This is a genomic window from Methylobacterium sp. D48H, from assembly GCF_053345715.1.
The window spans coordinates 442,167-466,624 of the sequence record NZ_JBKFAP010000001.1 but is presented as its reverse complement, the minus strand read 5'-3'; the positions used below and the strand labels follow the sequence as shown (position 1 = coordinate 466,624).

General features: G+C 71.0%; 24 protein-coding genes. 12 read left to right on the top strand and 12 right to left on the bottom strand.

Features of this window, described 5'->3' with window-relative positions:
* The first annotated feature begins 46 nt into the window (after window positions 1-46).
* The 5 genes from ACLBX8_RS02405 to gyrB all read left to right on the top strand — a co-directional run bounded on the left by ACLBX8_RS02405 (window position 47) and on the right by gyrB (window position 6,490).
* Window positions 47-1,714 (top strand): alpha-amylase family protein, encoded by a 1,668-nt coding sequence (locus ACLBX8_RS02405; protein WP_447697793.1) that lies wholly within the window; start codon window positions 47-49, stop codon window positions 1,712-1,714.
* A gap of 67 nt (window positions 1,715-1,781) precedes the next feature.
* Window positions 1,782-2,165, top strand: coding sequence for a hypothetical protein (locus tag ACLBX8_RS02400; RefSeq protein ID WP_447714558.1), 384 nt, complete (start codon window positions 1,782-1,784; stop codon window positions 2,163-2,165).
* 89 nt (window positions 2,166-2,254) lie between these two features.
* Window positions 2,255-2,899 (top strand): MBL fold metallo-hydrolase, encoded by a 645-nt coding sequence (locus ACLBX8_RS02395; RefSeq protein WP_020091678.1) that lies wholly within the window; start codon window positions 2,255-2,257, stop codon window positions 2,897-2,899.
* Between the two features lie 5 nt (window positions 2,900-2,904).
* Window positions 2,905-3,867: an aldo/keto reductase gene (locus tag ACLBX8_RS02390; protein WP_447714557.1), complete on the top strand. Its 963-nt coding sequence runs from the start codon at window positions 2,905-2,907 to the stop codon at window positions 3,865-3,867.
* 178 nt (window positions 3,868-4,045) lie between these two features.
* Window positions 4,046-6,490 (top strand): DNA topoisomerase (ATP-hydrolyzing) subunit B, encoded by a 2,445-nt coding sequence (gene gyrB, locus ACLBX8_RS02385; RefSeq protein ID WP_447680464.1) that lies wholly within the window; start codon window positions 4,046-4,048, stop codon window positions 6,488-6,490.
* A 33-nt stretch (window positions 6,491-6,523) separates the two neighbouring features.
* On the opposite strand, the gene ACLBX8_RS02380 is transcribed toward gyrB, so the two are convergent.
* Both ACLBX8_RS02380 and ACLBX8_RS02375 read right to left on the bottom strand, forming a co-directional pair.
* A complete protein-coding gene (locus ACLBX8_RS02380) occupies window positions 6,524-7,189 on the bottom strand; it encodes a response regulator (protein WP_056521453.1) in 666 nt (221 codons plus the stop codon).
* On the bottom strand, window positions 7,186-8,616 hold the full coding sequence (locus tag ACLBX8_RS02375) for an ATP-binding protein (protein ID WP_447714556.1): 1,431 nt from the start codon (window positions 8,614-8,616) through the stop codon (window positions 7,186-7,188). The genes ACLBX8_RS02380 and ACLBX8_RS02375 overlap by 4 nt, the downstream gene beginning before the upstream one ends.
* A gap of 311 nt (window positions 8,617-8,927) precedes the next feature.
* On the opposite strand from ACLBX8_RS02375, the gene ACLBX8_RS02370 reads away from it, so the two are divergent.
* From ACLBX8_RS02370 to ACLBX8_RS02340, 7 genes are all read left to right on the top strand, one after another.
* Window positions 8,928-9,329, top strand: coding sequence for a cupin domain-containing protein (locus tag ACLBX8_RS02370; RefSeq protein ID WP_447714555.1), 402 nt, complete (start codon window positions 8,928-8,930; stop codon window positions 9,327-9,329).
* Between the two features lie 89 nt (window positions 9,330-9,418).
* On the top strand, window positions 9,419-9,559 hold the full coding sequence (locus ACLBX8_RS02365; protein ID WP_447714554.1) for a hypothetical protein: 141 nt from the start codon (window positions 9,419-9,421) through the stop codon (window positions 9,557-9,559).
* Window positions 9,560-9,869: 310 nt separating this feature from the next.
* On the top strand, window positions 9,870-10,550 hold the full coding sequence (locus ACLBX8_RS02360) for a Crp/Fnr family transcriptional regulator (RefSeq protein WP_447714553.1): 681 nt from the start codon (window positions 9,870-9,872) through the stop codon (window positions 10,548-10,550).
* Between the two features lie 23 nt (window positions 10,551-10,573).
* Complete coding sequence (locus ACLBX8_RS02355; RefSeq protein ID WP_091678736.1) at window positions 10,574-11,095, top strand: FecR domain-containing protein; 522 nt, start codon at window positions 10,574-10,576, stop codon at window positions 11,093-11,095.
* On the top strand, window positions 11,092-12,978 hold the full coding sequence (locus ACLBX8_RS02350; RefSeq protein WP_447714552.1) for a CHASE2 domain-containing protein: 1,887 nt from the start codon (window positions 11,092-11,094) through the stop codon (window positions 12,976-12,978). Before ACLBX8_RS02355 ends, ACLBX8_RS02350 begins: the two co-directional genes overlap by 4 nt.
* A gap of 117 nt (window positions 12,979-13,095) precedes the next feature.
* Window positions 13,096-13,386: a hypothetical protein gene (locus ACLBX8_RS02345; protein WP_447680468.1), complete on the top strand. Its 291-nt coding sequence runs from the start codon at window positions 13,096-13,098 to the stop codon at window positions 13,384-13,386.
* Between the two features lie 144 nt (window positions 13,387-13,530).
* Window positions 13,531-14,259 (top strand): winged helix-turn-helix domain-containing protein, encoded by a 729-nt coding sequence (locus tag ACLBX8_RS02340; protein WP_447714551.1) that lies wholly within the window; start codon window positions 13,531-13,533, stop codon window positions 14,257-14,259.
* Between the two features lie 83 nt (window positions 14,260-14,342).
* Here the strand turns inward: ACLBX8_RS02340 and ACLBX8_RS02335 are convergent, their stop codons facing one another.
* The 10 genes from ACLBX8_RS02335 to ACLBX8_RS02290 all read right to left on the bottom strand — a co-directional run bounded on the left by ACLBX8_RS02335 (window position 14,343) and on the right by ACLBX8_RS02290 (window position 24,457).
* Entirely contained in the window at window positions 14,343-15,560 is a 1,218-nt protein-coding gene (locus ACLBX8_RS02335; RefSeq protein WP_042675772.1) for an ABC transporter substrate-binding protein, read from the bottom strand.
* Between the two features lie 83 nt (window positions 15,561-15,643).
* A complete protein-coding gene (locus ACLBX8_RS02330) occupies window positions 15,644-15,940 on the bottom strand; it encodes a YciI family protein (protein WP_020091691.1) in 297 nt (98 codons plus the stop codon).
* A gap of 13 nt (window positions 15,941-15,953) precedes the next feature.
* Window positions 15,954-16,238, bottom strand: a complete 285-nt coding sequence (gene catC / locus ACLBX8_RS02325) for a muconolactone Delta-isomerase (protein ID WP_020091692.1) — start codon at window positions 16,236-16,238, stop codon at window positions 15,954-15,956.
* A 208-nt stretch (window positions 16,239-16,446) separates the two neighbouring features.
* The gene (locus tag ACLBX8_RS02320; protein ID WP_447698133.1) at window positions 16,447-18,069 is read right to left on the bottom strand and encodes a GMC family oxidoreductase; all 1,623 of its coding nucleotides are present in this window, start codon (window positions 18,067-18,069) and stop codon (window positions 16,447-16,449) included.
* A gap of 33 nt (window positions 18,070-18,102) precedes the next feature.
* Complete coding sequence (locus ACLBX8_RS02315) at window positions 18,103-18,912, bottom strand: shikimate dehydrogenase family protein (RefSeq protein ID WP_447697781.1); 810 nt, start codon at window positions 18,910-18,912, stop codon at window positions 18,103-18,105.
* A gap of 40 nt (window positions 18,913-18,952) precedes the next feature.
* On the bottom strand, window positions 18,953-19,759 hold the full coding sequence (gene fabG / locus ACLBX8_RS02310) for a 3-oxoacyl-ACP reductase FabG (protein WP_447697780.1): 807 nt from the start codon (window positions 19,757-19,759) through the stop codon (window positions 18,953-18,955).
* 1 nt (window position 19,760) lies between these two features.
* Complete coding sequence (locus tag ACLBX8_RS02305; protein ID WP_020091696.1) at window positions 19,761-20,465, bottom strand: ABC transporter ATP-binding protein; 705 nt, start codon at window positions 20,463-20,465, stop codon at window positions 19,761-19,763.
* Window positions 20,452-22,281, bottom strand: coding sequence for a branched-chain amino acid ABC transporter ATP-binding protein/permease (locus tag ACLBX8_RS02300; protein WP_447697779.1), 1,830 nt, complete (start codon window positions 22,279-22,281; stop codon window positions 20,452-20,454). Before ACLBX8_RS02300 ends, ACLBX8_RS02305 begins: the two co-directional genes overlap by 14 nt.
* 11 nt (window positions 22,282-22,292) lie before the next feature.
* Window positions 22,293-23,180 carry a branched-chain amino acid ABC transporter permease gene (locus ACLBX8_RS02295; RefSeq protein ID WP_020091698.1) on the bottom strand — a complete coding sequence of 296 codons (888 nt, stop codon included), beginning with the start codon at window positions 23,178-23,180 and terminating at the stop codon, window positions 22,293-22,295.
* Window positions 23,181-23,236: 56 nt separating this feature from the next.
* Window positions 23,237-24,457 carry an ABC transporter substrate-binding protein gene (locus tag ACLBX8_RS02290; protein WP_447697777.1) on the bottom strand — a complete coding sequence of 407 codons (1,221 nt, stop codon included), beginning with the start codon at window positions 24,455-24,457 and terminating at the stop codon, window positions 23,237-23,239.
* Window position 24,458 lies beyond the last annotated feature (1 nt).

Genomic DNA, 24,458 nt, shown 5'->3' with positions numbered 1-24,458 from the left:
TTGGCCGACTCCCACGTTCGTGAGGCGCGACGACGCCGGGGGGCCCATGATCAACGACCTGTGGTACAAGAACGCGATCATCTACTGCCTGTCCGTCGGCACGTTCATGGACGCCAACGGCGACGGCATCGGCGACTTCGCCGGCCTTGAACGCCGGCTGGACTACATCCAGGGCCTGGGCGCCACCGCGGTCTGGCTGATGCCGTTCCAGCCCTCGCCCAAGAAGGACGGCGGCTACGACATCGCCGACTATTACGGCGTCGATCCGGATTACGGCTCGCTCGGGGACTTCGTCGCCTTCACGCACGCCGCAAAGCAGCGGGGCCTGCGCGTCCTCATCGACCTCGTCGTCAACCACACCTCGGACCAGCACCCGTGGTTCCAGTCGGCCCGGTCCGACCCCAGATCGCCCTACCGCGACTGGTACGTCTGGTCGAAGGAGCGCCCCGCAACCGCCGACGAGGGCATGGTCTTCCCGGGCGTTCAGGAGACCACCTGGACCTACGACACCAAGGCCAAGGCCTGGTACTTCCACCGCTTCTTCAACTTCCAGCCGGATCTCAACACCGCCAATCCGGAGGTGCTGGCCGAGATCCTGAAGATCATGGGCTTCTGGATCCAGCTCGGCGTCTCCGGCTTCCGCATGGACGCGGTGCCGTTCGTCATCGCCGAGAAGGGCGCCGATGTCGGCGGCAAGCCCCGCGAGCAGTTCGAGATGCTGCGCGACCTGCGCGAGTTCCTGCAGTGGCGCCAGGGCGACGCGATCATCCTGGCCGAGGCCAACATCCTGCCGAAGCAGGACCTCGACTATTTCGGCGACGATGCCGACCGCATGCACATGATGTTCAACTTCCAGGTCAATCAGGCGACCTTCTACGCCCTGGCGGCCCACGATGCGCGGCCCCTCGTCAAGGCGATCGAGCGGACGAAGCCGCGCCCGCTCTCCTGCCAGTGGGGCATCTTCCTGCGGAACCACGACGAGCTCGATCTGGGACGCCTCACCGACAAGCAGCGCCAGAGCGTGTTCGACGCCTTCGGACCCGAGAAGGGGATGCAGCTCTACGACCGCGGCATCCGCCGCCGCTTCGCGCCGATGCTGGCGGGCGATCCCCGCCGGATCCGCCTCGCCTACTCGCTGATGTTCACCCTCCCGGGAACGCCGGTGCTGCGCTACGGCGACGAGATCGGCATGGGCGACGAGCTGGCTCTGCCGGAGCGCGACTGCGCCCGCACGCCGATGCAGTGGACGAGCGAGCACCAGGGCGGGTTCTCGACGGCCGAGCGCACCGTCCTGCCGCTGATCGACCACGGCCCCTACGGCTACGCGCACGTGAACGTCGCCGACCAGCGCCACGAGGAGGGCTCGCTGCTCAACTGGATGCAGAGCATGATCCGGCAGCGCAAGGAGGCGCCGGAGATCGGCTGGGGCGACGTCGTCGCGATGGAGACCGGGCGCCCGTCGGTCCTGGCGCTGCGCTACGCGTGGCGCGGCAATGCCATCCTGTGCGTCCACAACCTGGCGCCGGAGCCCGTGGAGGTCGCGATGGCGTCGGGATCCGAGGATCGCGAGCACGACATCCTCGTCGACCTGCTCACCGGCGCCCGCAGCGAAGTGAAGGACGACGGGCGCCACTGCCTGTTCCTGGAGGGATACGGCTACCACTGGTTCCGCGTCGGCGGGCTCGACGCGCTGCTGAAGCGGCGGCCGACGTGAGGAATACCGGGGCCCGGCTCGCCCTCGGCCGGCCGACACGGTAGGACAGGCCGGAGCGAGGTGGGACATGGCCCGGACGAAGCATCATCCCCCGGACGCGACGATCGCCGACGTCCTGCCGGATCTCGCCGACGGCGAGGCCTACCTGCGCCAGGTCCTGAGCACCATGCGGATGTGCCAGAAGCATCACGGCGACGCCTGGGTGCGGATCGGCGTGACCGGCCGTTCCCCGACGCCGTCCTACCGGATCGACCGGCCGGACGTGACGGCGCCCGGCGACGGTGCCGTCGAGGCGGGCAGAGCCGTGTTCGGCGCCTATGGCGGGCGGTCCCACGACCGGTTCACGCAGGTCAACGCCGCGGAGACCCGCTGGAGCTCGCGGGCGCTCGGCATGGCCGAGATGCTGGCGCTTCACGACAACCTGCGCCGCCCCAGGGGCGACGCGGCCTGAGCGGGCCGCGCAGGGTGCCGCCCACCGGCGTTCTACGCTAAACTGGGGCGGAGGGCGTCCGGAGCGGCGCCAGCAACACACGGGACGACATGCCAGGTACGCCACGCGCCGGGATCATCCCGGTCACGCCCTTCCAGCAGAATTGCACCCTGATCTGGGATGACGCCACCAAGGTCGGCGCCGTCGTCGATCCCGGCGGCGACCTCGACCGGATCGAGGCGGCGATCCGCGAGCAGGGCGTCACCGTCGAGAAGATCCTGCTGACCCACGGGCACGTCGACCACGCCGCCGGCGCCGACGAGCTGCGCGAGCGCCTCGGCGTGCCGATCGAGGGCCCGCATCAGGCCGACAAGTTCCTGCTCGATTCCCTGCCCGAGACGGCGGCCAATTACGGCCTCGGCGCCGCCCGGCCGGTCACGCCCGACCGGTGGCTCGACGAGGGCGACGCCGTGACGGTCGGCGGGCTCGGCTTCGACATCCTCCACTGCCCCGGCCACTCGCCCGGCAGCGTCGTGTTCGTGAGCCGGGACGCGCGCTTCGCCCTCGTCGGCGACGTGGTGTTCAAGGGCTCGGTCGGCCGCACCGACCTGCCCGGCGGCAACCACGAGCAGCTCATCCGCGCCATCAAGGACAAGGTCCTGCCGCTGGGCGACGACGTCGCCTTCATCCCCGGCCACGGACCGACCAGCACCCTCGGTGCGGAGCGCGTGTCCAACCCCTTCCTGCAGGATTGACGCGCATGGACAGGCGCCGCATCGGCCGCTCCAACCTGACGGTCGCGCCGTTCTGCCTCGGCGGCAACGTCTTCGGCTGGACGGCCGACGAGGCCGCGTCCTTCGCGATCCTCGACCGGTTCGTGGAGAGCGGCTTCGACTTCATCGACACCGCCGACGTCTACTCGCGCTGGGCTCCCGGCCATGTCGGCGGGGAATCCGAGACGGTGATCGGCAAGTGGCTCGCGGCCCGTCCGGGCGCGCGCGACCGGATCGTCCTGGCGACCAAGGTCGGCATGGACCTCGGCGAGGCCGGCCAGGGCCTCTCGGCGGCCCATATCGAGCGGGCCTGCGAGGCCTCGCTGCGGCGCCTCGGGGTCGACCGGATCGACCTGTACCAGTCGCATCTCGACGACGCGGCGGTGCCCCTCGAAGAGACCCTGAGGGCGCACGAGCGCCTGATCGCGGCCGGCAAGGTCCGGGCGATCGGCGCCTCGAACTACACCGCGGCCCGGCTCGCGGAGGCGCTGGCGGTCTCGGCCTCCGCGGGCCTGCCGCGCTACGAGTGCTTGCAGCCCGATTACAGCCTCGCCCAGCGCGGCTACGAGGCCGAGCTTGAGCCGCTCTGCCGGGCCGAGCAGATCGGCGTGATCGGCTACTTCTCCCTGGCGGCCGGCTTCCTGACCGGCAAGTACCGCAGTGCCGACGACGCGGCGGGACGCCCGCGGGAGAACCGGGTCGCCAAGTACCTGAACCCCCGCGGCCTCGCGCTGCTCGACGTCCTCGATTCGGTCGCGCAGGCCCACGGCGCGAGTCCGGCCCAGGTCGCGCTCGCCTGGATCATCGCCCGCCCCGGCATCACCGCGCCCATCGCGAGCGCGACCTCCGTGGCGCAGCTCGACGAGCTGCTCGGCGCCGTCCGGCTGACCCTCGCACCCGGGGTGATCGACCGCCTGGATGCGGCGAGCGCGGGCGGCATCGAGGGCTAACGCAGCGTTAAGCGACGGGCGTCACAAAAGCGACGGGACGGGCCCGCCGCGGACCCGTAAAATCGTGCAATCTCAACGCGGAACCCCTATATCAGGCGGACCAAGCGAGAGTTCAGGCGCGGGCGCCCGAGGGCGCATCTGCCACCGACGCGATCAGGCCCGCCTGCCGAGGAAGTTCATGGCCGACACCCCCCAGACCGAGCCCGCCGATTACGGCGCGGAGTCCATCCGCGTGCTGAAGGGCCTCGACGCCGTCCGCAAGCGGCCCGGCATGTATATCGGCGACACCGACGACGGCTCCGGCCTCCACCACATGGTGTACGAGGTCGTGGACAACGCCATCGACGAGGCCCTGGCCGGCCACGCCGACCTCGTCACCGTGACGCTCAACGCCGACGGTTCCTGCACGGTCTCCGACAACGGGCGCGGCATCCCGGTGGACATCCACAAGGAGGAGGGCGTCTCGGCGGCCGAGGTCATCATGACCCAGCTGCATGCCGGCGGTAAGTTCGACCAGAATTCGTACAAGGTCTCCGGCGGCCTGCACGGCGTGGGCGTCTCGGTGGTGAACGCCCTGTCGTCCTGGCTGCGCCTGCGCATCTGGCGCAACGACAACGAGCACGCGATGGAGTTCCGCCACGGCGACGCCGTGGCGCCCCTGGAGATCATCGGGCCCGGAAACGGAAGGCGCGGCACGGAAGTCACCTTCCTACCGTCGACCGACACCTTCACGATGATCGAGTTCGACTACGGGACGCTGGAGAAGCGCCTGCGCGAGCTCGCCTTCCTCAATTCCGGCGTCCGCATCGTCCTGACCGATGCCCGCCACGCCGAGAAGAAGCGCGAGGAGCTGTACTACGAGGGCGGCATCGAGGCCTTCGTCCGGTACCTCGACCGCTCCCGCAAGCCGATCGACGGGATGACGAGCCCCGTCGTCGTCAGCTCCGAGCGCGATGGAATTCGCGTCGAGGTCGCGTTCTGGTGGAACGACTCGTTCAACGAGACGGTCCTGCCCTTCACCAACAACATCCCGCAGCGCGACGGCGGCACCCACATGGCCGGCTTCCGGGCGGCCCTGACCCGGCAGGTCACCGGCTACGCCGAATCGTCGGGCATCGCCAAGAAGGAGAAGGTCTCGCTCACCGGCGAGGATTGCCGCGAGGGTCTCACCGCGGTCATCTCGGTGCAGGTGCCGGACCCCAAATTCTCGTCGCAGACCAAGGACAAGCTCGTCTCGTCCGAGGTGCGCCCGGCGGTGGAGAACGTCCTCAACGAGGGCCTGTCCACGTGGCTCGAGGAGAATCCGAGCCAGGCCCGATCGGTGATGGGCAAGGTGGTGCTGGCGGCCTCAGCCCGCGAGGCCGCCCGCAAGGCGCGCGAGACCGTGACCCGCAAGGGTGCGCTCGACATTGCCTCGCTGCCCGGCAAGCTCGCCGACTGCCAGGAGCGCGACCCGACCAAGTGCGAGATCCTGCTGGTGGAGGGCGATTCCGCCGGCGGCTCGGCCAAGCAGGGCCGCGACCGGACCTTCCAGGCCGTGTTGCCCCTGCGCGGCAAGATCCTCAACGTCGAGCGCGTGCGCGCGGACCGGATGCTGTCCTCCGCGGAGATCGGCACCCTGATCACGGCGCTGGGCGCCGGGATCGGGCGCTCCTCCACGGACCGGGAGGGCTTCAACCCGGAGAAGCTGCGCTACCACCGCATCATCATCATGACCGACGCGGACGTGGACGGCTCGCACATCCGCACGCTCCTGCTCACCTTCTTCTTCCGGCAGATGCCGGAGCTGATCGAGCGCGGCCACCTCTTCATCGCGCAGCCGCCGCTCTACAAAGCCGAGCGCGGCCGCCGGGCGATCTACCTGAAGGACGAGCGCGCCCTCGAGGATTACCTGATCGACCAGGGCACCGACGGCGCGATCCTGCGGCTCTCCACCGGCGCGGAATTCGCCGGGGCGCAGCTCAAGAGCCTCGTCGAGGAGGCCCGGACCTTCCGGAGCATCCTGCAGGGCCTGCACACGCGCTACGACCGCTCCGTGGTCGAGCAGGCGGTGCTGGCCGGCGCCTTCGATGCCGAGGCGGCGTCGCGGGCGGGTGAGGCCGAGGTCCTGGCCGACATGACCGCCCGCCGGCTCGACGCGATCGCCGACGAGATCGAGCGGGGCTGGCAGGGCGAGTCGTTCGAGGACGGCTATCGCCTCAGCCGGACGCTCCGGGGCGTTCGCCAAGTCTCGACCCTCGACGCCGGGCTGATCACCTCGCAGGAGGCCCGGCGCCTCTCCGAGCGGGCCGACGCCTTCCGGGAGATCTACGGCGAGCCGGCCACGCTGATGCGGAAGTCCGACGAGACGGTGCTCCACGGGCCCGTGGCGCTCTTCGAGGCGGTGATGGCCTTCGGCCGCAAGGGCCTTCAGCTCCAGCGGTACAAGGGCCTCGGCGAGATGACCGCCCAGCAGCTCTGGGAGACCACGCTCGACCGCGACGTGCGCTCGCTGCTGCAGGTCAAGGTCAAGGACGTCACCGATGCCGACGACCTGTTCGTGAAGCTGATGGGCGACGTGGTCGAGCCGCGGCGCGAGTTCATCCAGGAGAACGCGCTGAGCGTCGCGAACCTGGACGTGTGACGCGCACCGCTGCGGGCCGCGCGCCCGCGCGTTCTAGTCCGCTCCGACGACCGCGAAGGGATCGATCAGCCCGCACCGGATGCAGCAGTAGACGAGTTCCACGTCCGAGCTGACGCCGAGCTTCGATTTGATGGCGTAGTGATAGTTCGCGACGGTCTTGGGCGAGAGGCTGAGATCGGCCGCGATCGCGTCCGTGTGCCGTGCGTCGAGGATCATCCGCAGGATCTCGAATTCCCGAGGCGACAGCTGGTCGATCGGGGACGTCTCCTCCGCCAGCCGGCTCGCGGCCAGCAGGTGCGAGATCTCCGCGCACAGGGTCAGCTTGTTGTTGAAAACGCTTCGCACCGCTTCGATGAGGAGATCCGAAGCGCTGCTCTTGGTGATGTAGCCGCGGGCGCCGGCGCGTATGGCCTGGAGCGCGTAGCTCACCGCGGCATGAACGCTGAAGACGAGGATGCGGGCGCTCGGATCCACCTGCCGGATCTGACGGATGGCGTCGATCCCACCGCGGCCGGGCATGCTGATGTCCATGATGACGACGTCCGGCTCCACCATGCGGTAGGCGCGATAGGCCTCCGCGCCGTCCCCGGCCTCGGCGGCGACCTCCATGTCGGGCTGCCGCTCCAGGAGCCGCCGATAGCCCTCCCGCACGACGGCGTGATCGTCGACGAGCATCACGCGTATGCGCCGTTTGGTCATGACACCTCATCGGCCGCGAGCGCGGCGTGAAAGCGGACCCGCAGGCGGAACCCGCCGCCCGGGGACGTTTCCGTCACGATCTGCCCGCCGAGCGCGTGGACGCGATCGCGCATGCCGAGCAGGCCGAGACCGGAATGCGGGCGCTCCAGCGCCTCCACGGGGGCGCCGCTCCCGTCGTCCGTGAGGATCAGCTGGACCTCGGCGCCGCCGTCGGTCTCCGCGACGTTCAGCGCGATCGCGACGGTGCGCGCGGCCGCGTGGCGGACGGCGTTGGTGAGGCCTTCCTGGACGATCCGGTAGATATGGGCCGCCGCGTTGCAGGGCAGGCGATCGGCCTGCGCGTCGGCCGCGAGCGTGACGTGGATCCGGCCCCCGGCGCGCTGCGCCTGGGCGGCGATCAGACTCCGGAGCGCGACCCGCAGCCCGAGATCGTCGATCTCGGGCGGCCTGAGTGCGGCGAGGGTGCTCCGGAGCGCGCGCACGGCGTCCGACGCCATGGTGGCGAGTTCGGCACTCTCGGCCACGACCGAAGGCGACGAGGAGCGCGCGCCCTCCTGGATCGACCGGGCGAGAAGGCTCAACGCCGTCAGACGCTGCGCGACGTCGTCGTGCAGTTCGAGCGACAGCCACCGCCGCTCCTGCTCCTGGGCATCGATCAGCCGGCGCGCGAGCTCGGCACGTTCCCGCGTGGCGACTTGGAGGTGGCTGGCAAGCTGATTGAAGACCGTCGCGATGCGGCGGAGCTCGCGCAGGCGGAGGCTCGGCAGACGCCACGCGAGGTCGCCCTTCGCGACGCGATCGATACCGACCAGGATCTCGTTGGCGGGACGCAGCGCGTGTGCCACCGCGCCGTAGACCAGCACGCACAGGACGACGGTCATGGCCGCGAGTGCGCCGGACACCTGTCTCAGCACGATCCACGCTGACCCGACGACCGCGTCGGGATCGATGTCCGCTTCGACGATCCCGATCCGCGATCCCTGATGCTCGAGGGGCAGGCTGACGGTGGATCCGGCGAAGAAGAGGAACCGGTAGAGCGTCGCGAACCAGTCGGGTGCGGCGCGCGCGTGCGCCTCGACGCCCAAGCAGCTCGACCGTGTCGGACCGGCCTCCGCCGGGATCAGCTGCACGCACTGGCCCGGTTGCAGAGCGTACCGGGTGATGATCTCCCAATCCGGGAAGCGTTGGGGAATGTCGGCCGCCCGCTCGATTCGCAGGAGCTGGAGGCGGAGCTGCTTGTGCACCTCATCGGCCGTTTCGGCGTTCCGCTGTCGGGTCTTCGCCGCGACGTCGTGCATCGCGTAGGCGGCCGCTCCGGCAGCGCAGAGGATCGCGATCAGCGCGATGCGTCCGACGAGGGCCCATTTGAGATCCAGCTCGCGCGCGTCCCAGACGGCCAGGACCTGCTTGAGCCTGATGGGCGTCACCCGTGTTCTCCCGAAAGGCCGAGAGTACGCGAGCCCGCGACCGTCTTGGAAGGGTCCCCGGCAAGGTCGTGCGATTTGCCCGGGTCGGTACGGGCGTTCTGCCGTAGCGGGTCCGAAGGCGCGCGGTCTAACAGGACGGACCCTGTCGCGAGCGCCGCCGACAGTAGAGTGGGCTCGGCGTCAGCGGACAGGTTCGATCCGGGCTCGCCCCAGTGCCGATCTGGAGATTGTCGATGCGTTTGCGCCAGAGCTGCTGTCTCGTTCTCTTCCTCGCATGCCTCGCGCCGGACGCGCGCGCGGGCGAGATGGTCATGGTCACCGGTGACGACGCCGTCCAGTGGCGCGCTGCGCCGCCCTCCCTCCCGAAGGGCAGCGAGATCAGCATCATCGCCGGCGATCCGGACAAGCCCGGACCGTTCACGCTCAGGCTCCGGTTCCCGCCGAACTACGTCATCGCTCCGCACACGCACGCGACCGACGAGAGCGTGACCTTGCTGTCCGGCACACTCGTCCACGACATGGGTAAGACGATCGACGCGAGCCGGGGTCAGTCTCTCCGGCCGGGTGCCTTCCTGTATCTGCCGGCCAAGATGCCCCACGCGCTCTGGACGACGCGCGACCCGGCCGTGATCCAGGTCTCGGGAACAGGGCCCTTCGGGCTCGACTACATCAATCCCTCCGACGATCCGAGGAAGACGCGCTCGGACAAGTGATCGTTCACGGGGGTACGATCCGCGCGCGACAGTCGCTCCGACCCGCCGCAGACGCTCTCGAGAGGCCTGATCGCGCGCGGCGCGCCGACATGGCGACGCCGCCGTTCATCGAGGCGAGCGACCTGTCCCACCCGGCCGACGTGACGGCGACCGCGGCCCGCGCCGACCTCTGCCGCGCCCGCGGCAGCGCGCGGGGGTTCCGCCCGTCCGGCGCGGCGAGGGCGGACTGAATCCGCGCTGCCGCGGTCACCGACCGGTTCCTGGGCTGCACCGCCCGAGCGGACCGCGACGTTCGGACGGTCTTGGACGCCTCGGTCCTGCCCCGCGCGGCCGCCGGCGACAGCCAGGCGCCGTGCGCGGTGATCGGCGAATGGGCCACCGGGAAGCTGGAGCGGGCCCGCGGCCTGTAACAATCGTCGCCGCCGTGAGCACGCCCGCGGGCGGAGCCCATGATCATCCTCCGCTCTCGCAGTGTAAGCCTTGCTAATCGGCCCTCGACACGCGCATAAGCCCCAGCTCGACGGCCGGAGAGATGCAGTCGTGAGCACGCCGCACACGCTCGTTCGGTTTCTGAAGGCCAACGCGTTCTTCGCTGAGCTTGGTCCGGAGGCGATCGAGACCATTGCCGGGCTCTGCACGACGCGCAGCCTCGCGCGACACGAGATCCTCTTCCAGAAGGGCGATCCGGGCGATGCCCTCTACGCCGTGCGGCGCGGGCAGATCCGGATCGGGGCCGGCTCCGACGACGGGCGCGCGGTCACCCTCAACCTGCTCGGCCCGGGCGACGTCTTCGGCGAGATCGCCTTCCTCGACGGCCATCCACGGACCGCCGAGGCCGTGGCGCTCGAGCCAGCCGACCTGTTCGTCGTCGAGGGGCGGGCCTTCCTCAAGCTCCTCCACGGCGATCCCGCCCTGGCGGTCCGGATCATCGGCCTGCTGTGCCAGCGCCTGCGCTGGATGAGCGCGCGCATGGAAGAGGCGACGCTGCTGCCGCTCGACATGCGCCTCGCCCGGCGCCTGATCATGCTGTCGGAGGATTACGGCGCCGAGATCCAGGTGACGCAGCAGGAACTCGCGGCCTTCGTCGGCGCGGCGCGGGAGAGCGTGAACCGCGTCCTGCAGGACTGGCAGAGATCGGGCCTCATCGATCTCGGCCGCGCGCGCGTGACCGTGCGGGTCTCACACCGGCTCGTCGCGCTGGGCGCGCGGGCGCAGACATGATCGAGGCGACAGGGCTTCACCGCATGAGAACGACAGCGCGCCTGGCAGCCACGGCCGCCCTCACCCTCGCGGCGTCGAGCGCCGCAGCGCAGACGCGATGTACGGAGACGACGCGCTTCGATCCGCCCTTGCGGATCCTGCACTGCGCCGACGGCCTGACGCTCGAAACCGAGCGCGCGGGCAGCCTGCGCCCCGTGGGACCCGACGGTGACGGACATCTTAAGGGCGCCGAGATCGGCGGCAACGCGGTCTTCGTCACCATCCCGGCGAGCCGCCGCGTCCGCCGAGACGGCTTCCAGATCCTCACCCCCCACGCGGTGGCCTCGGTGCGGGGCACGGTCTACGCCGTCGACGTGACGCGGGCGCGCACCTCCGTCTTCGTGGCGCAGGGACGGGTCGACGTCGCCCGGCGCACCGACCCACAGGTCGCCGTCACGCTCGGGCCGGGCGAGGGGGTCGACGTCGATGACGGCCGCGACCCTCTGGAGGTCCGGCGCTGGCCCCAGGAGCGCGTCAGGAGCCTGCTCGAGCGGTTCGGGCGTTGAGCGAGGCCGGTCGGCCGGCGGCTCCGACGCCCGACCGGACCTTCCGGCTGGCGCGGCGCGTCTTCCTGCTCGCCGCGTCGCTCGGCGCACTCGCCTGGGGCGCCTGGCTCGGCCATCTCCATATCGCCGGGCGCGCGACGCCCCTCGATCGCCTGGAATCCGCCCTCACGGACCTGCGCCTGCGGCTCGCCGGGCCGCGCACGCCGCCCGCCAACCTCACCGTAGTGGCGATCGACGACGCGACGGTGCGGCGCGAAGGCGGCTTCCCGGTCTCGCGGACCACGATGGCGCGGATCGTCGAGCGGGTGGCGGAGGCCCGCCCGCGCGTGATCGCCGTCGATGTGCTCTTCCTCGAGGCGGGGCGGCAGCCGGAGGCGGACAGCGCGCTCGCCGTCGCCCTCGGGAAGACCACAGCGATCCTGGCTTCAGCTGCGGTCTTCGACGGGAGCGCCAGCGAGGACGGCATCCCGTTCGCCACTGCGCTCCACCGGCCGTCGCCGAAGCTCGGCGAAGACGTCGCGTCCGGCGTCGTCAACGTCGCCGAGGACGCGTCCGGCGTACCCCGCCATCTCCCCCTGGTCGTGCGCACGGCCGACGGCGTCGCCGCGTCCTTCGTGCTGCGCGCGGCCGCCCTGGCGGCGCGCAACGACCCCGTGCTCAGCAAGGGGCGCGTGCAGATCGGCGACCGCGCCCTGTCGCTGGACCTTGGCTACCACCTCCCGCTGCGCCCCTACGGTCCGCGACGCACGATCGCGACGGTGAGCGCGGCCGCCCTCCTCGACGGGACGGCGCCGGCCGCGGCGCTCTCGGACGGCATCGTCGTGATCGGCGTTACCGCGCTCGGCGGCGGCGACACCTTCGCCACCGCGTTCGATCCCGTCTTGCCCGGCGTCGAGCTCCTCGCCACCGGCATCGCCCACCTCACCACGGGGGACGCCCTCGTCCGGGACGCCGGCGTGCGGCAGCGAGACGCCGCGGCCTCGGTCCTCCTGGCGGTCGGGTCCGCGCTCGCCATCGCGCTGCTGCCGCCGGGCCCGGGCCTGATCCTGGTCCTGCTCGCGACGGCAGGCTGGCTCGCCGCGGGCGCCGTCGCGTTCGCCCACGGCATCTGGCTGAGCGCCGCCCTGCCGCTCGCGGCCGTGGGACTGCCGGCGCTGGTCTGCGCGGTCGGCCGCCAGACACTCGAGCGACGCCAGAGCGCGCGCGTGGCGCGGTCCGAGCAGGTGCTGCGGCGGATGCAGCCTGCCGCCCTGGCCGAGCGGCTCGCGCGCGATCCGGGTTATCTCGCCGAGCCGGTCGCGCGCGACATCCCCGTGCTGTTCGTCGACCTCACCGGCTTCACGCGCCGGAGCGAGCAGCTCGGCCCGGCGCGGACGCGGGCGATGCTCAAGACGTTCCACGATCTCGTGGACGAAGCGGTGACCCTGCGCGGGGGCGTCGTGGTGAACTTCATGGGCGACGGCGCCATGATCCTGTTCGGCGCCCTCGATCCGGACCCGGACCAGGCGGCGCACGCCGTCCAGGCCGCGGAGGAACTCATCGTCCGCACGCGCGCCTGGATCGCGGACAGCCCGGTCCTGCACGGGGCCGGGCCGGCCCTCGATCTGCGCATCGGCGCACATTACGGGCCGGTGATCCTCTCGCGCCTCGGCAGCGACACCAACCAGCACATCACCGCGACGGGCGACACGGTCAACGTGGCGAGCCGCCTGCTGACGGTCGCGGCGGACGCCCACGCTCGCCTGGCACTCAGCGCCGAGCTGGCGCAGGCGGCCGGGCTCGAGCGGTCGGAGGGCGCTTTCGAGAGCCGGACCGCGGCGATCCGCGGCCGCAGCCAGCCCCTCGAGGTCTGGCTGCGCCATCCGCGCGCGACGACGTCCTAGCCGCTCCCCCGAGCGCGTCGCTGACCGACCGGAGGATCACACTGAAACTGTGACCCGGGTCACAGTCCCCCCGGGCTCTCCGGTGCATCGTCCCCGTATCGCAACGGGAGACATCTCATGACGATCACCTCGACGAAGACCGCGATCCTGTCCTGTCTCGCCCTCGCCGCCCTGGCGACCGTGCCCGGACGAGCCGAAGCGCGCGGGTTCGGGCACGGAAGCTTCGGGCACCATGGCGGCTTCCATCACGGCTTCCACCACGGGGGGTTCCATCACGGCTTCCATCACCGCTTCGGCGGCCATGGCTGGTGGAGCCCGGCGGGCGGATACGCCGCGGGCGGCTTTTTCGGCGACTGTCGCCTGTTCTTCAGCCCGGTGTGGGGCCGCTACGAGCGGGTCTGCCGCTGAACCGTCACGCCGTGGAAGCAGCGGCCAGGCCGATCGGCAGGCGACGGGATGACGACGCGCATCCGGCCGCCCCGGGACGGCCGGACACCCTCGGACCGCTGCTCCGATGATCGCGCCAGTCGGGACTCCGGAGGAGCATCGCTCATGCATCATCACGGCCTGCGCATTCTGCTCGTCGACGATGACGCGGAGGTTCAGCGTGTCGTCTCCGGATACCTCGACGGGCACGGGGTCGACGTCGTCCCGGCGTCGACGCGGGCCGAGGCGCGCGGAGAGCTCGCGGATCCGTCGCAGTTCAACCTCGTGGTGCTCAATCTTCGCCCGGGCGCGGAGAACGGCCTCGACCTGCTGCGGGACCTGCGCGCGGTGAGCGATGTTCCCATCATCCTGACGACGGCCCATCGCTGCGAGGAGTTCGACCGCGTGCTCGGCCTCGAACTCGGCGCCGACGACTACATCGTCAAACCCTACGGCCTGCGCGAATTCCTGGCGCGCGTGCGCGTCGTCCTCCGCCGCGTCGCGGCGCAGGCCTCGTCCCGACCGGCGGAGGCGCCGTGCCGGCGCTTCGACGGCTGGGTCCTGAACCGTCGACGCCGGCGTCTGATCAATCCCGACGGGGAAGAGGTCGTCCTGGGCAAGCGCGACTACGCGCTCCTGGCGGCGTTCCTCGACGCACCTCAGCGTCCGCTCAGCCGCGAGTACCTGCTCCAGGTCACCCGCGTCCAGGACGACGTCTTCGATCGCTGCATCGACGTGCAGATCCTGCGGCTGCGCCGGAAGATCGAGCGCAGGCCCAGCGACCCGAAGCTGATCGTGACCGAGCGCGGGGTCGGCTACGTCTTCGCCGCCGCGGTCGAGAGCACGTCCCACTAGGGCCGTCGCGAGCGGCGACCCCGGTGGAGACAGGGGTGCACGGCCCGCGCCCCCCTGTGAGCGACGAGCCGCGAGGGCGCGCGTCAGCCCTTCACCAGCTTGCACGTGCTCTCGGAGAGCGGCTGGAACGCCTGGTCCCCCGGGATCGTCTTCAGGATCTTGTAGAAGTCCCAGGGCCCCGTCGATTCCGCCGGGGATTTCACCTGGGCGAGGTACATGTCGTGGACCATGCGGCCGTCCGGGCGCAGCGTGGCGTTGCGGGCGAAGAAATCCTGGATCGGCAGCTCGCGCATCTTGGCCATCACCTTAAGGCCGTCATCCGTGCCGGCGGCTTCGGCCGCCTTCAGGAAGTGGAGCACCGCCGAGTAGTCGCCGGCCTGGACCATGGTCGGCATCCGCCCGCCCATCCGCTCGCCGAAGCGCCGCGCGAAGGCGCGCGTCTGGTCGTCCATGTCCCAGTAGAAGCCCGTCGTCAGGATCATGCCCTGCGCCGCCGGCAATCCGACAGAGTAGATGTCGGTCAGGAAGATGTTGAGCCCGCCCAGCCTCTGGCCGCCCTGCAGGATGCCGAACTCGCTCGCCTGCTTGATGGTGTTGATCGTGTCGGCGCCGGCGTTGGCCATGCCGATGATCTTCGCGCCCGACGCCTGTGCCTGCAGCAGGTAGGATGAGAAATCGGGATTGGGGAACGGGTGCTTGACCGACCCGAGCACCGTGCCGCCCTTGGCCTTCACGACCCGGGTGACCTGCGCCTCAAGATCGTGCCCGAAGGTGTAGTCGGCCGTGATGAAGAACCACGTGTTCTTCGGATCGTCCGCCAGCGCCGCGGCGGTGCCGGCCGCGAGCGAGTGGGTATCCCACGACCAGTGGGCACCGGTCGGCGAACACGCGGCGTTGGTCAGCGCCATGGAGCCGGCGCCGGAGTTGATGTCGATCTTGCCCTTGCTGCGCGCGACCTCGCGCACCGCCAGCCCGGCGACCGAGGAATTGGTGTCGAAGATGGCGTCGACGCCCTCGGTATCGAACCACCGGCGCGCGATCGACGAGGCGATGTCCGCCTTGTTCTGGTGATCGGCGAAGACGAGCTCGACCTTCCGACCGTTGATCGGGCGCCCGAAATCCTCGACCGCGAGCTGCGCGGCCGTCACCGAGCCGCGGCCGGCCAGATCCGAGTATCCGCCGGACATGTCGGTCAGGATGCCGATCTTGATGCCGCCATCCGCGTACTGCGCGGAGGCGGGCAGGGCGGTGAGGGCAGCGGCGCCGAACGCGGCGGCCGCCACCCAAGGACGACGGATCATTGTTTCCTCCCCAATCTCTTGTTCTTCAGCGGCTGCCCCGTACCGGAAGGCCGCCTGTCCTTCGAAACCGCGTTTCCTCGGTTTCAGAGATAGCTGCGGCCGTCCAGGTAGGCCTTGCGCCAGCGCCGGATCTCGACGCGCTCGAAGAGCCCGACCTTGTAGAACGGGTCCGCGTGGATGAGCGCCTCGGCCTCCGCGCGGGTCTCGACGTCGACGACGTAGAGGCCGCCGCCGGCGTCGCTCCCGTCGTCGTTCAGCTTCGCGCCGCAGGCCAGGAGCCGGTCCTTGATCCGGTCGAGGTAGACGAGATGCTCCGCGCGGTTCGCCCTGCGGACGTCCAGGCTCCCGGCCTTGTCGAAGGTCTCGATCATGTAAGGCATGGCGGTGGTCCCGTCAGTTGGCCGCGATCGCGGAGGGATGCTGCGCCAGCGGCGTCACGCTGATCGCCATATACGGGTAGAGCGGCAGCGAACTCAGGACTTCGTGAAGTTCATCGTTTCCAGCCACGTCGAAGACACTGTAATTGGCGTACTGCCCGGCGATGCGCCAGAGATGCCGCCATCGGCCATCTTGCTGGAGCTTCTGGGCGTAGGCCTTCTCCTCGGCCTTCAGGCGAGCCGCCTCCTCCTTCGGGAGGGACGCCGGAATGTTGACCTGCATGTGGACCATGTAGAGCATGACGTCGAACCTCTGCCGCCGGTCGTTCCGGGGCGTTTGACCTGCGGTCTGCTGCGTCGCGAAGCGCCGGACGACGCCGACACGACGCCGACACGACGCCGACACGACGCCGACACGACGCCGACACGACGCCGACACGACGCCGAGACGCGGCCGAGACCGGCGCGGGGCTGCCGTACGCGCCGCGGCGCCCGATGGCCAGACCGGATCAGGCATCGGCCCGGATCAGGTCGGCGGCCTTCTCGGCGATCATGAACACCGCGGCCTGCGTGTTGCCGGAGACGATGCGCGGCATGATCGAGGCGTCGGCCACCCGAAGGCCGGCCACGCCGCGCACGCGCAGGCTGGGATCCGTCACCGAATCCGGATCGTCGCCCATGCGGCACGTGCCGCAGATGTGGTAGATCGTCTGGCCGTCGCGGCGCGCGAAATCGAGCCAGTCCGCGTCGGTCCGGCAGTCCGGACCGGGGTTGAGCTCGGCCCCGCGGAAGCGCTCCATCGGCGCCTGCGCGACGATGGCGCGGGCGATCTTCATGCCCTCGACCATCGCCCGGCGATCCTCCGCGGTGGCGAGGAAGTTCGGGCGGATGGCGGGCGGCGCGAGCGGGTCGGGCGAAGCGGCGTGGATCGTCCCGCGCGATTCCGGTCGCAACTGCGTGACGCCGATCGTCATGCCCGGCAGGCGGTCGAGCTTGCGCTCGGCGGCGTTGGCGTAGCTCGCGTGCATGAAGAAGTACTGCACGTCGGGCCCGTCGAGCCCCGGCCGGGTGCGCACGAAGCCGTGGGCGAGACCGGTCCCCAGCGCCAGGATGCCCTGCCGCGTCGCGAGGTAGCGCGCCGCCGCGAGGCCGAGGCGCAGGCCGCGGGTCTGCTCGTTCAGCGTCACCGGCAGGCGCACGCGCCAGTTCATGCGCGTGCAGTAATGGTCCATGTAGTTGGCGCCGACGCCGGGGAGGGCGCGCCGCACGGCGACGCCGAGCCCTCCGAGGATCGCCGGATCGCCGAGGCCGGACAGTTCCAGGATCTGCGGGGTCTGGGCCGCCCCCGCGGCGAGGATCACTTCCCCGCGGCAGCGGAAGAGCCGCTCGCGGCCGCCGACCAGAGCGGCGACGCCGCTCGCCCGACCCGCGTCGAAGGTCAGCCGCAGGACGTGCGCGTCGGTCACGACGGCGAGGTTCGGGCGGGCCAGGGCCGGCCGCAGATAGGCATCGGCGGCGCTGACCCGCCGGCCGCGCCGCTGGTTCACCTGGTAGTAGCCGAAGCCGTCCTGGCTCTCCGCGTTGTAGTCGGGATTGCGCGGGTAGCCTGCCGCCTGCGCGGCGGCGATGAAGGCCTCCGCGATCGCAGGACGCTCGGCCACTTCCGTCAGCGGCAGCGGACCGCCGCGGGCGCGCAACGGTTCGCGGCCGCCCTCGTAATCCTCGAGCCTGCGGAAATAGGGGAGCACGTCCGAGAATCCCCAGCCGCGGCACCCGGCCTGCGCCCAGGCATCGTAATCCTGCGGCTGTCCGCGCACGTAGATCATGCCGTTGATCAGCGTCGACCCGCCGAGGCCCTTGCCCCGCGGGACCGCGATCACCCGGCCGCCGGTCGCCGCCTCGGGCTCGGTCCGGAACCGCCAGTTGTAGGATGGGTGCTGGAGCAGGCGGCTGAAGCCCGCCGGGATCGCGACCCAGGGGCTGCGCGCCCGTCCCCCCGCCTCGAGGAGCAGGACCCGGTGCGTCCCGGACTCGGTCAGGCGGCTGGCCAGGACGCAGCCCGCGGTGCCGCCGCCCACGATCACGTAGTCGAACGCGCCGGCCGCGACGGCGTCGATGTCGGTCGGTCCCACGGTGCGCCCCAAGCTCAGTCCCCAGTTCCCGCCTCAGAGGGCGCCCATGTGGCGGGCCATCAGGGCGATCTGACACTCCAGCATCGGCAGGCCCTTCTGGACGCGGCAGCCCGCCCTCAGCGCGGCGGCGAGCAGCGGCGTAATCTCCGGATCCATGATCGCCTCGGCGACGAACTGGCCGGCGTGGAGGGCGCCCAGGTCGAAGGGGGCGGCGTCCTGCGGGCGCATCCCGAGCGACGTGCCGTTGACGAGGAGATCGTGCTCCGCCTGGACGCCTTCGGCCGCGACCGCCAGCCCGGGATACGCGGCGCGCAGGCGCTGCGCCAGCGCTTGGGCGCGGTCCGCGGTGCGGTTCAGGATCGTCAGGCGGGCGACACCGGCCCCGGCGAGCGCGAAGGCGATGGCGCTCGCCGCGCCGCCGGCCCCCGCCAGCGCCGCGCTCCGGCCGCGCGGCTCCAGGCCCGAGGCGCGCAGCGCCTCGACGAAGCCGATCCCGTCGAGCATCGTGCCGACCATGCGCCCGTCCGCCTCCCGCCGGACGCAGTTGACCGCTCCGATCTGCTCGGCCTCCCGGGTGAGCGCGTCGCACAGGCCGGTCATCGCGGTCTTGTGCGGGACCGTGGCGATGAAGCCGCCGAAATTGCGCAGGTGCCGCAGCCCGTCCATCACGGCGGCGAGGCCGTCCGCCGTCACGTGCAGCGGGACGAGGACGCCGTCCACGCCGTGGCGGGCGAAGAGCGCCCCCATCACCTCGGGCGCCTTCACGTGGTAGATCGGGTCCGCCAGGATCCCGTAGACCCGGGTCCGCCCGGTGATCCCGGTCGCGGTGACCGCACTGCTCATGGCCGTCCTCCCGTCCATCGCCTGTCCGACCGGTCCCGGCTCACGTCATGTAGAGGCCGCCGGCGACGTCGACGGTCTGGCCGGTGACGAAGCTGGCCTCGGCGGAGGTCAGGTAGAGGGCGAGATCCGCGACCTCCTCGGGGGCGCCGAGCCGGCCCATCGGGGTCAGGCGCACCTGCTCGTCGTTGACGGCGCGGCCCACCGCCCGGACCATCGGGGTCTCGATCCGACCCGGCGCGATCGCGTTGACGCGGATGCCGAACGGGCCGAGCTCGGCCGCGAGGTGCTTGGTGAGCCCGATCAGCCCGGCCTTCGAGGCCGCGTAGTGGCAGGCGACGATCGGCGAGTGGGTCTTGCCGGCCACCGACGACATGTTGACGATCCAGCCCCGCCCGGCCGCGCACATCGCGGGCGCCAGCGCGCGGACGGTGTTGAACGCCCCTGTCAGGTTGACCGCGACGACGCGGCTCCACTCCGCCGGATCCATCTCCCAGACCCGGTGGGCCGCCCCGTCGTGCTTGGGCGAGATGCCGGCGTTGTTGACCACCGTGTCGAACGCGCCGCCCATCGCGGCGGCGGCCTCCGACAGGGCCGCCTCGACGGCCGCGTAGTCGGCGACGTCGAGGCGCAGCGGCAGGGCTCGACCGCCTCCGCCCTCGATCGCCGCGACGGTCGCCGCGACGTCGTCCGGGTTCACGTCGGCCACGCCCACCAGGGCGCCCCGCGCGCCGAACCCTTCCGCGATCGCCCGGCCGATCCCGCGGCCGGCCCCGGTGACGACGACGCGCCGTCCGGCGTGGCTCGGGCGCCGCGCGATCGCCTCGGCGTTCGTCTGCCGCTCGGTCATCTTAGATCCCCAGATAGGCGCGTCGGACGTGGTCGTTGTCGAGCAGGGCCGCGGACGCGTCGGCGAGGACGATCTCGCCGTTCTCCAGAACGTAGCCCCGGTCGGCCACCTGCAGCGTGTGGAACACGTTCTGCTCGACGATCAGGACGGTGGCGCCGGTCTTCACGATCCGGTCGACCACCGCGAAGACCTGCGCCACCACGATCGGCGCGAGGCCCAGCGAGGGCTCGTCGAACATCAGGAGCTTGGGACGGGCCATCATCCCGCGGGCGATGGCCACCATCTGCTGCTCGCCGCCCGAGAGGGAGCCGGCATTCTGGTCGAGGCGCTCGCGCACCCGCGGGAACAGGTCGAGCACGTCCGCGAGCGTCTCCGACTGGCGCTCGCGCGCCGCGCGGCGGTAGGCGCCCATCAGCAGGTTCTCCCGCACCGTCATCTCGGGGAAGAGCTGGCGCCCCTCCGGGATCAGGGTGACGCCGCGCGCCACCATCTCGTGGCCCGAGAGCCGGGTGACGTCCTCGTCCTCGAACAGGATCCGGCCGCGGGTGGGCTTCACCAGGCCCGCGATGGTCCGCAGCGTCGTCGTCTTGCCGGCCCCGTTGGCGCCGACGATCGTCACCACCTCGCCGGCGCGCACCTCGAGCGAGACGGCGTGCAGGATGCTGGTCGCGCCGTAACCAGCATCCACGCGCTCAAGCGTGAGCATGGGCGAACTCCTTGCCGAGATACGCCTCGATCACGGCGGGGTCGCGCACCACGTCCTGCGGGCTGCCCTGGGCGATGATCTGCCCGGAACTCAGGACGATCACCCGGTCGGAGAGCGCCATCACCGCCTGCATGACATGCTCGATCGCGATGATGCTGACGCCGGTGTCGCGGATCGACAGCATCAGGTCGATGGCGCGGCGCACGTCGGTCTGGTTGATGCCGGCCATGACCTCGTCGAGCAGCAGCACGCGCGGGCGCATCGCCATCACGCGGGCGACCTCGAGCCGCTTGAGGCCCCCGATGGTGAGGCCGCGCGCCTCGCTCCCGAGCCAGGGCGCGAGCCCCATCCGCTCGGCGGTCTCGCGCGCGACCGCCCGGGCCTCGCGGACGTCGCCGTGGCGGTGGAACGCGCCGACCATGATGTTCTCCTCGACCGTCATGGCCGCGAAGGGCTGCACGATCTGGAAGGTGCGGCCGACGCCGAGCGTCGCGAAATCCGACGGCCGGCCCGGCCGGTGCCACGTCCCGTCCGGCGCGCGGACGCTCACCGTGCCGGCATCGGGCTTGAGGAAGCCCGAGATCATGTTGAAGACGGTGGTCTTGCCGGCCCCGTTGGGGCCGATCAGGCCGAGGATCTCGCCCTCCCGGAGCGTGAAGCCGACATCGTTGGTGACGTGCAGGCCGCCGAAGCGCTTCTGCAGGCCCTCGACCCGGATCAGGTCCGCGCCGACCGGCGGCCGCTCCGGGACCCGCGGAACGGCCGGAACCGACGCCGCCTGCGCGCCGCGGCCGCCCGCGCGGGCCCGCGCGAAGCGGGACACGAGGCCCATCAGCCCGTTGGGCAGGAACAGGACGACGAGGACCAGAACGAGGCCGTAGACCAGGCCGTGGAGCCCCAGGGCCTTGGCGCCGAGCCAGCCGCGGGCCAGCTCGGTGATCGGCACGAGGAGCAGCGCGCCGAGGAGCGGCCCGAACACCGTGCCGAGTCCGCCGATCAGCGCGAACATCGCGATCTGGATCGACAGGGTCAGCGAGAACATCGCCGCCGGCTCGATGAAGGTCAGGTACATGGCGTGGAAGGTGCCGACCATCGCGGTGAGCGCCCCCGACACCGCCACGGCGACGAGCCGCACCCGCACCGTGCGCACGCCCGCGGCGCGCGCGGCCGATTCCCGCTCGCGGGTGGCGACGAGGTAGAAGCCGATCCGGTGGCTGCGCATCCACCACGCGACCGCCAGGGTCAGCAGGAGGAGCCCGAAGGCGATGGCCAGCGGCGGCCAGCGGTCCCGGAACACCATCCACGTCCAGCCGAACTTCAGCGGGATCATCAGACCGGTGGCGCCGCCGGTCAGGTCCCGGAAATGCAGCGCCAGGACGCGGAAGACTTCGAGGAAGGCGATGGTCGCCAGCGAGAAGAACGGCCCGTGCAGCCGGAAGCACGGGTAGCTGATCGCCAGCGCCACCAGCACGGCGAGGGCGGCGCCGGCCACTATGCCGATCCACGGGCTGATCCCGGCGCCGACGAGCAGCATCCCGCAATAGGCGCCGAGACCGTAGAAGATGCCGTGGCCGAGGGAGAGCTGGCCGGCGTAGCCGCCGACGATGTTCCAGGCGGTCGAGAGCGCGGCGAAGACGCAGATCGTGATGAAGACGTGGTAGATGAACGGGTTGCCGACCGCGACCGGCACCGCCACCAGGGCCGCGAGGACGAGCGCCAGCGCTGCCGCGCCCCGGCGCGGGAAGGCGGACGATGCGGCGGACGGTGCGGCTGTCGGGGCCGCGGACGGTGCTGCGGCGAGCGGGATATCGGTCATCGCGGGCTCCCTCACGGCGAGACGTGGGACAGCCGCAGCTGCCGCCCGAAGAGGCCCGAGGGCTTCAGGATCAGGATCGCCAGGAACACGCCGAAGACCGCGACCTCGCGCATGTCGGCCCCGACGTAGAAGCCCGTGACGCTGTCGATCAGGCCGATCAGGATCGCCCCGACGAAGGCGCCGCGGATGGAGCCGAGGCCGCCGAGCACGACGACCACGAAGGCGATCAGCACGAAATAGGTGCCGCTGTTGGGCGAGGTCGGGTAGAGCGGCGCGATCAGCACCGCCGCCACCCCGACGCAGGCCGCGCCGATGCCGAAGGTCAGGGCGTAGATCCGGTCGACGTCGATGCCCATCAGCTCGGCCGCCGCGCGGTTCTGAGCGACCGCGCGGATCGCCCGGCCCGTGCGGGTGCGCGCCAGGAACATCTGGAGCCCCGCCACCAGCACGATCGCGGACCCGAGGATCACCACCTGCCCGAGCAGCACCCGGACCGGGCCGATCTCCAGCGGCTGGCGCAGGCCCGACGGCGGCGTGTTGGCGATGTCGGCCCCGAAGACGAGGAGGGCGAGGTTGATCAGCACCGTCGACAGGCCCACCGTGGCGAAGATCTGGATGTGATGGTCGCCCGCGGCGAGCAGGGGCTGGATCAGGAACCGCTGGGTGAGGGCGCCCAGCAGGAACAGGACCGGCACGACGAGGATCACCGCCGCGAAGGGGTGCAGCCCGAGCCCGGTCACCGCGAGATAGGTCAGGTACATCCCGACCATCAGGAACTCGCCGTGGGCGAAGTTCACGACCTTCACGATGCCGAAGATCAGGGTCAGCCCGACGCTGACGATCGCGAACAGGCCGCCGAGCATCACCCCGTTGGCGAGCACTTGGAGGAAGACGTCCATCCCCGATCTCCGTGGACCTGCGTGACGGCGGCGCTGTTACCTTCGGAGACCTGCGGTTACTTGCGCATCTCCATGGGCGCGACGGCGGCGCTGTCGGGATAGACCGTGACGAGCTTGCCGCCCTGCCACTGCATGCCCATCATCGCGGCGCGCTCGTTCTGGTTGTTCTTGCCGAACTTGAACCCGTAGCCGACCGCTGTGACGCCGTCCTTCACGTCGATGGCCTGGACGGCCTTGACGATGGTTTCGGGCTCGAAGCCCTTCGCCTTGCCGATGGCCTCGAGGATGAGCTTGGCGCCGACGTAGTTGTTCAGGGAGTGCCCGGAGCGCGGGGCGCTCCCGTACTTCTTCTGATAGGCCGCGACGAAGTTCTCGATACCGGGCGTGTACTTCGTGTTGACGAGGTACTGTGTGAAATCCGTGTCGAGCACGCCCTCGATGACCTTGTGGCCGACCGCGTCGGCGGTGGGCTGCATCGAGTAGCCGCCGCCGCCGCCGATGATGGCGCCCGGCTTGAAGCCCGCCTCGTTGGCCTGCTGCAGGAACAGCACGGAATCGTTCTGGTAGGACGTCTGGAGCAGGACGTCGATGCCGCGCCCCTTCAGGTCGAGGACGAGGGAGGACATGTCGACCGTCGAGGCGGGGTAGCCCTGCGCGGTCACGACGTTGAGCTTGGCCTGGGCGGCGAACTTCTTCTGGAAGCCCGCCACCGAGGTGCCGTAGCTCGAATCCTCGTAGATGATGCCGATCTTCAGGTCCTCGGGCTTCTTGCCGAGCCCGGCGGCGGCCTTGTTGACGATCATCTCCACCGCCAGCTTGGCCATGTCCTCGGCCGTCGGGTTGGTGCGGTAGAGGTACTGGAGCCCGCGCCCGGTGACCTCCTCGGCCACCGCGCCGAGCTCGAAATACGGGATGCCGGACAGCTCGGCCACCTGGCTCGCGGCGATGGAGCGGGCGGACGAGTAGGAGCCGAAGATCGCCGCCACCTTCTCCAGGGAGATGAGGCGGCGTGCCTCGCCGATCGCCTGGTTGTTGTCGACGGCGTCGCCGCGGGCGAGCACCACCTTCTGCCCCTGGACGCCGCCGGCGGCGTTGATCTCGTCGACGGCGATCTCGACGCCGCGGGCGCTCTCCTCGCCGAGCAGGGCGAGCTGCCCGCTGAACGGGAAGAGCGCGCCGAACTTCACGTCGGCGGCTCGGGCCGTCGTCGGTCCCGCCGCCTGGGCCGCGGCGCCCAGCACGAGGGCGGCGGCGAGTGCACGCGCCAGAACTCTCATC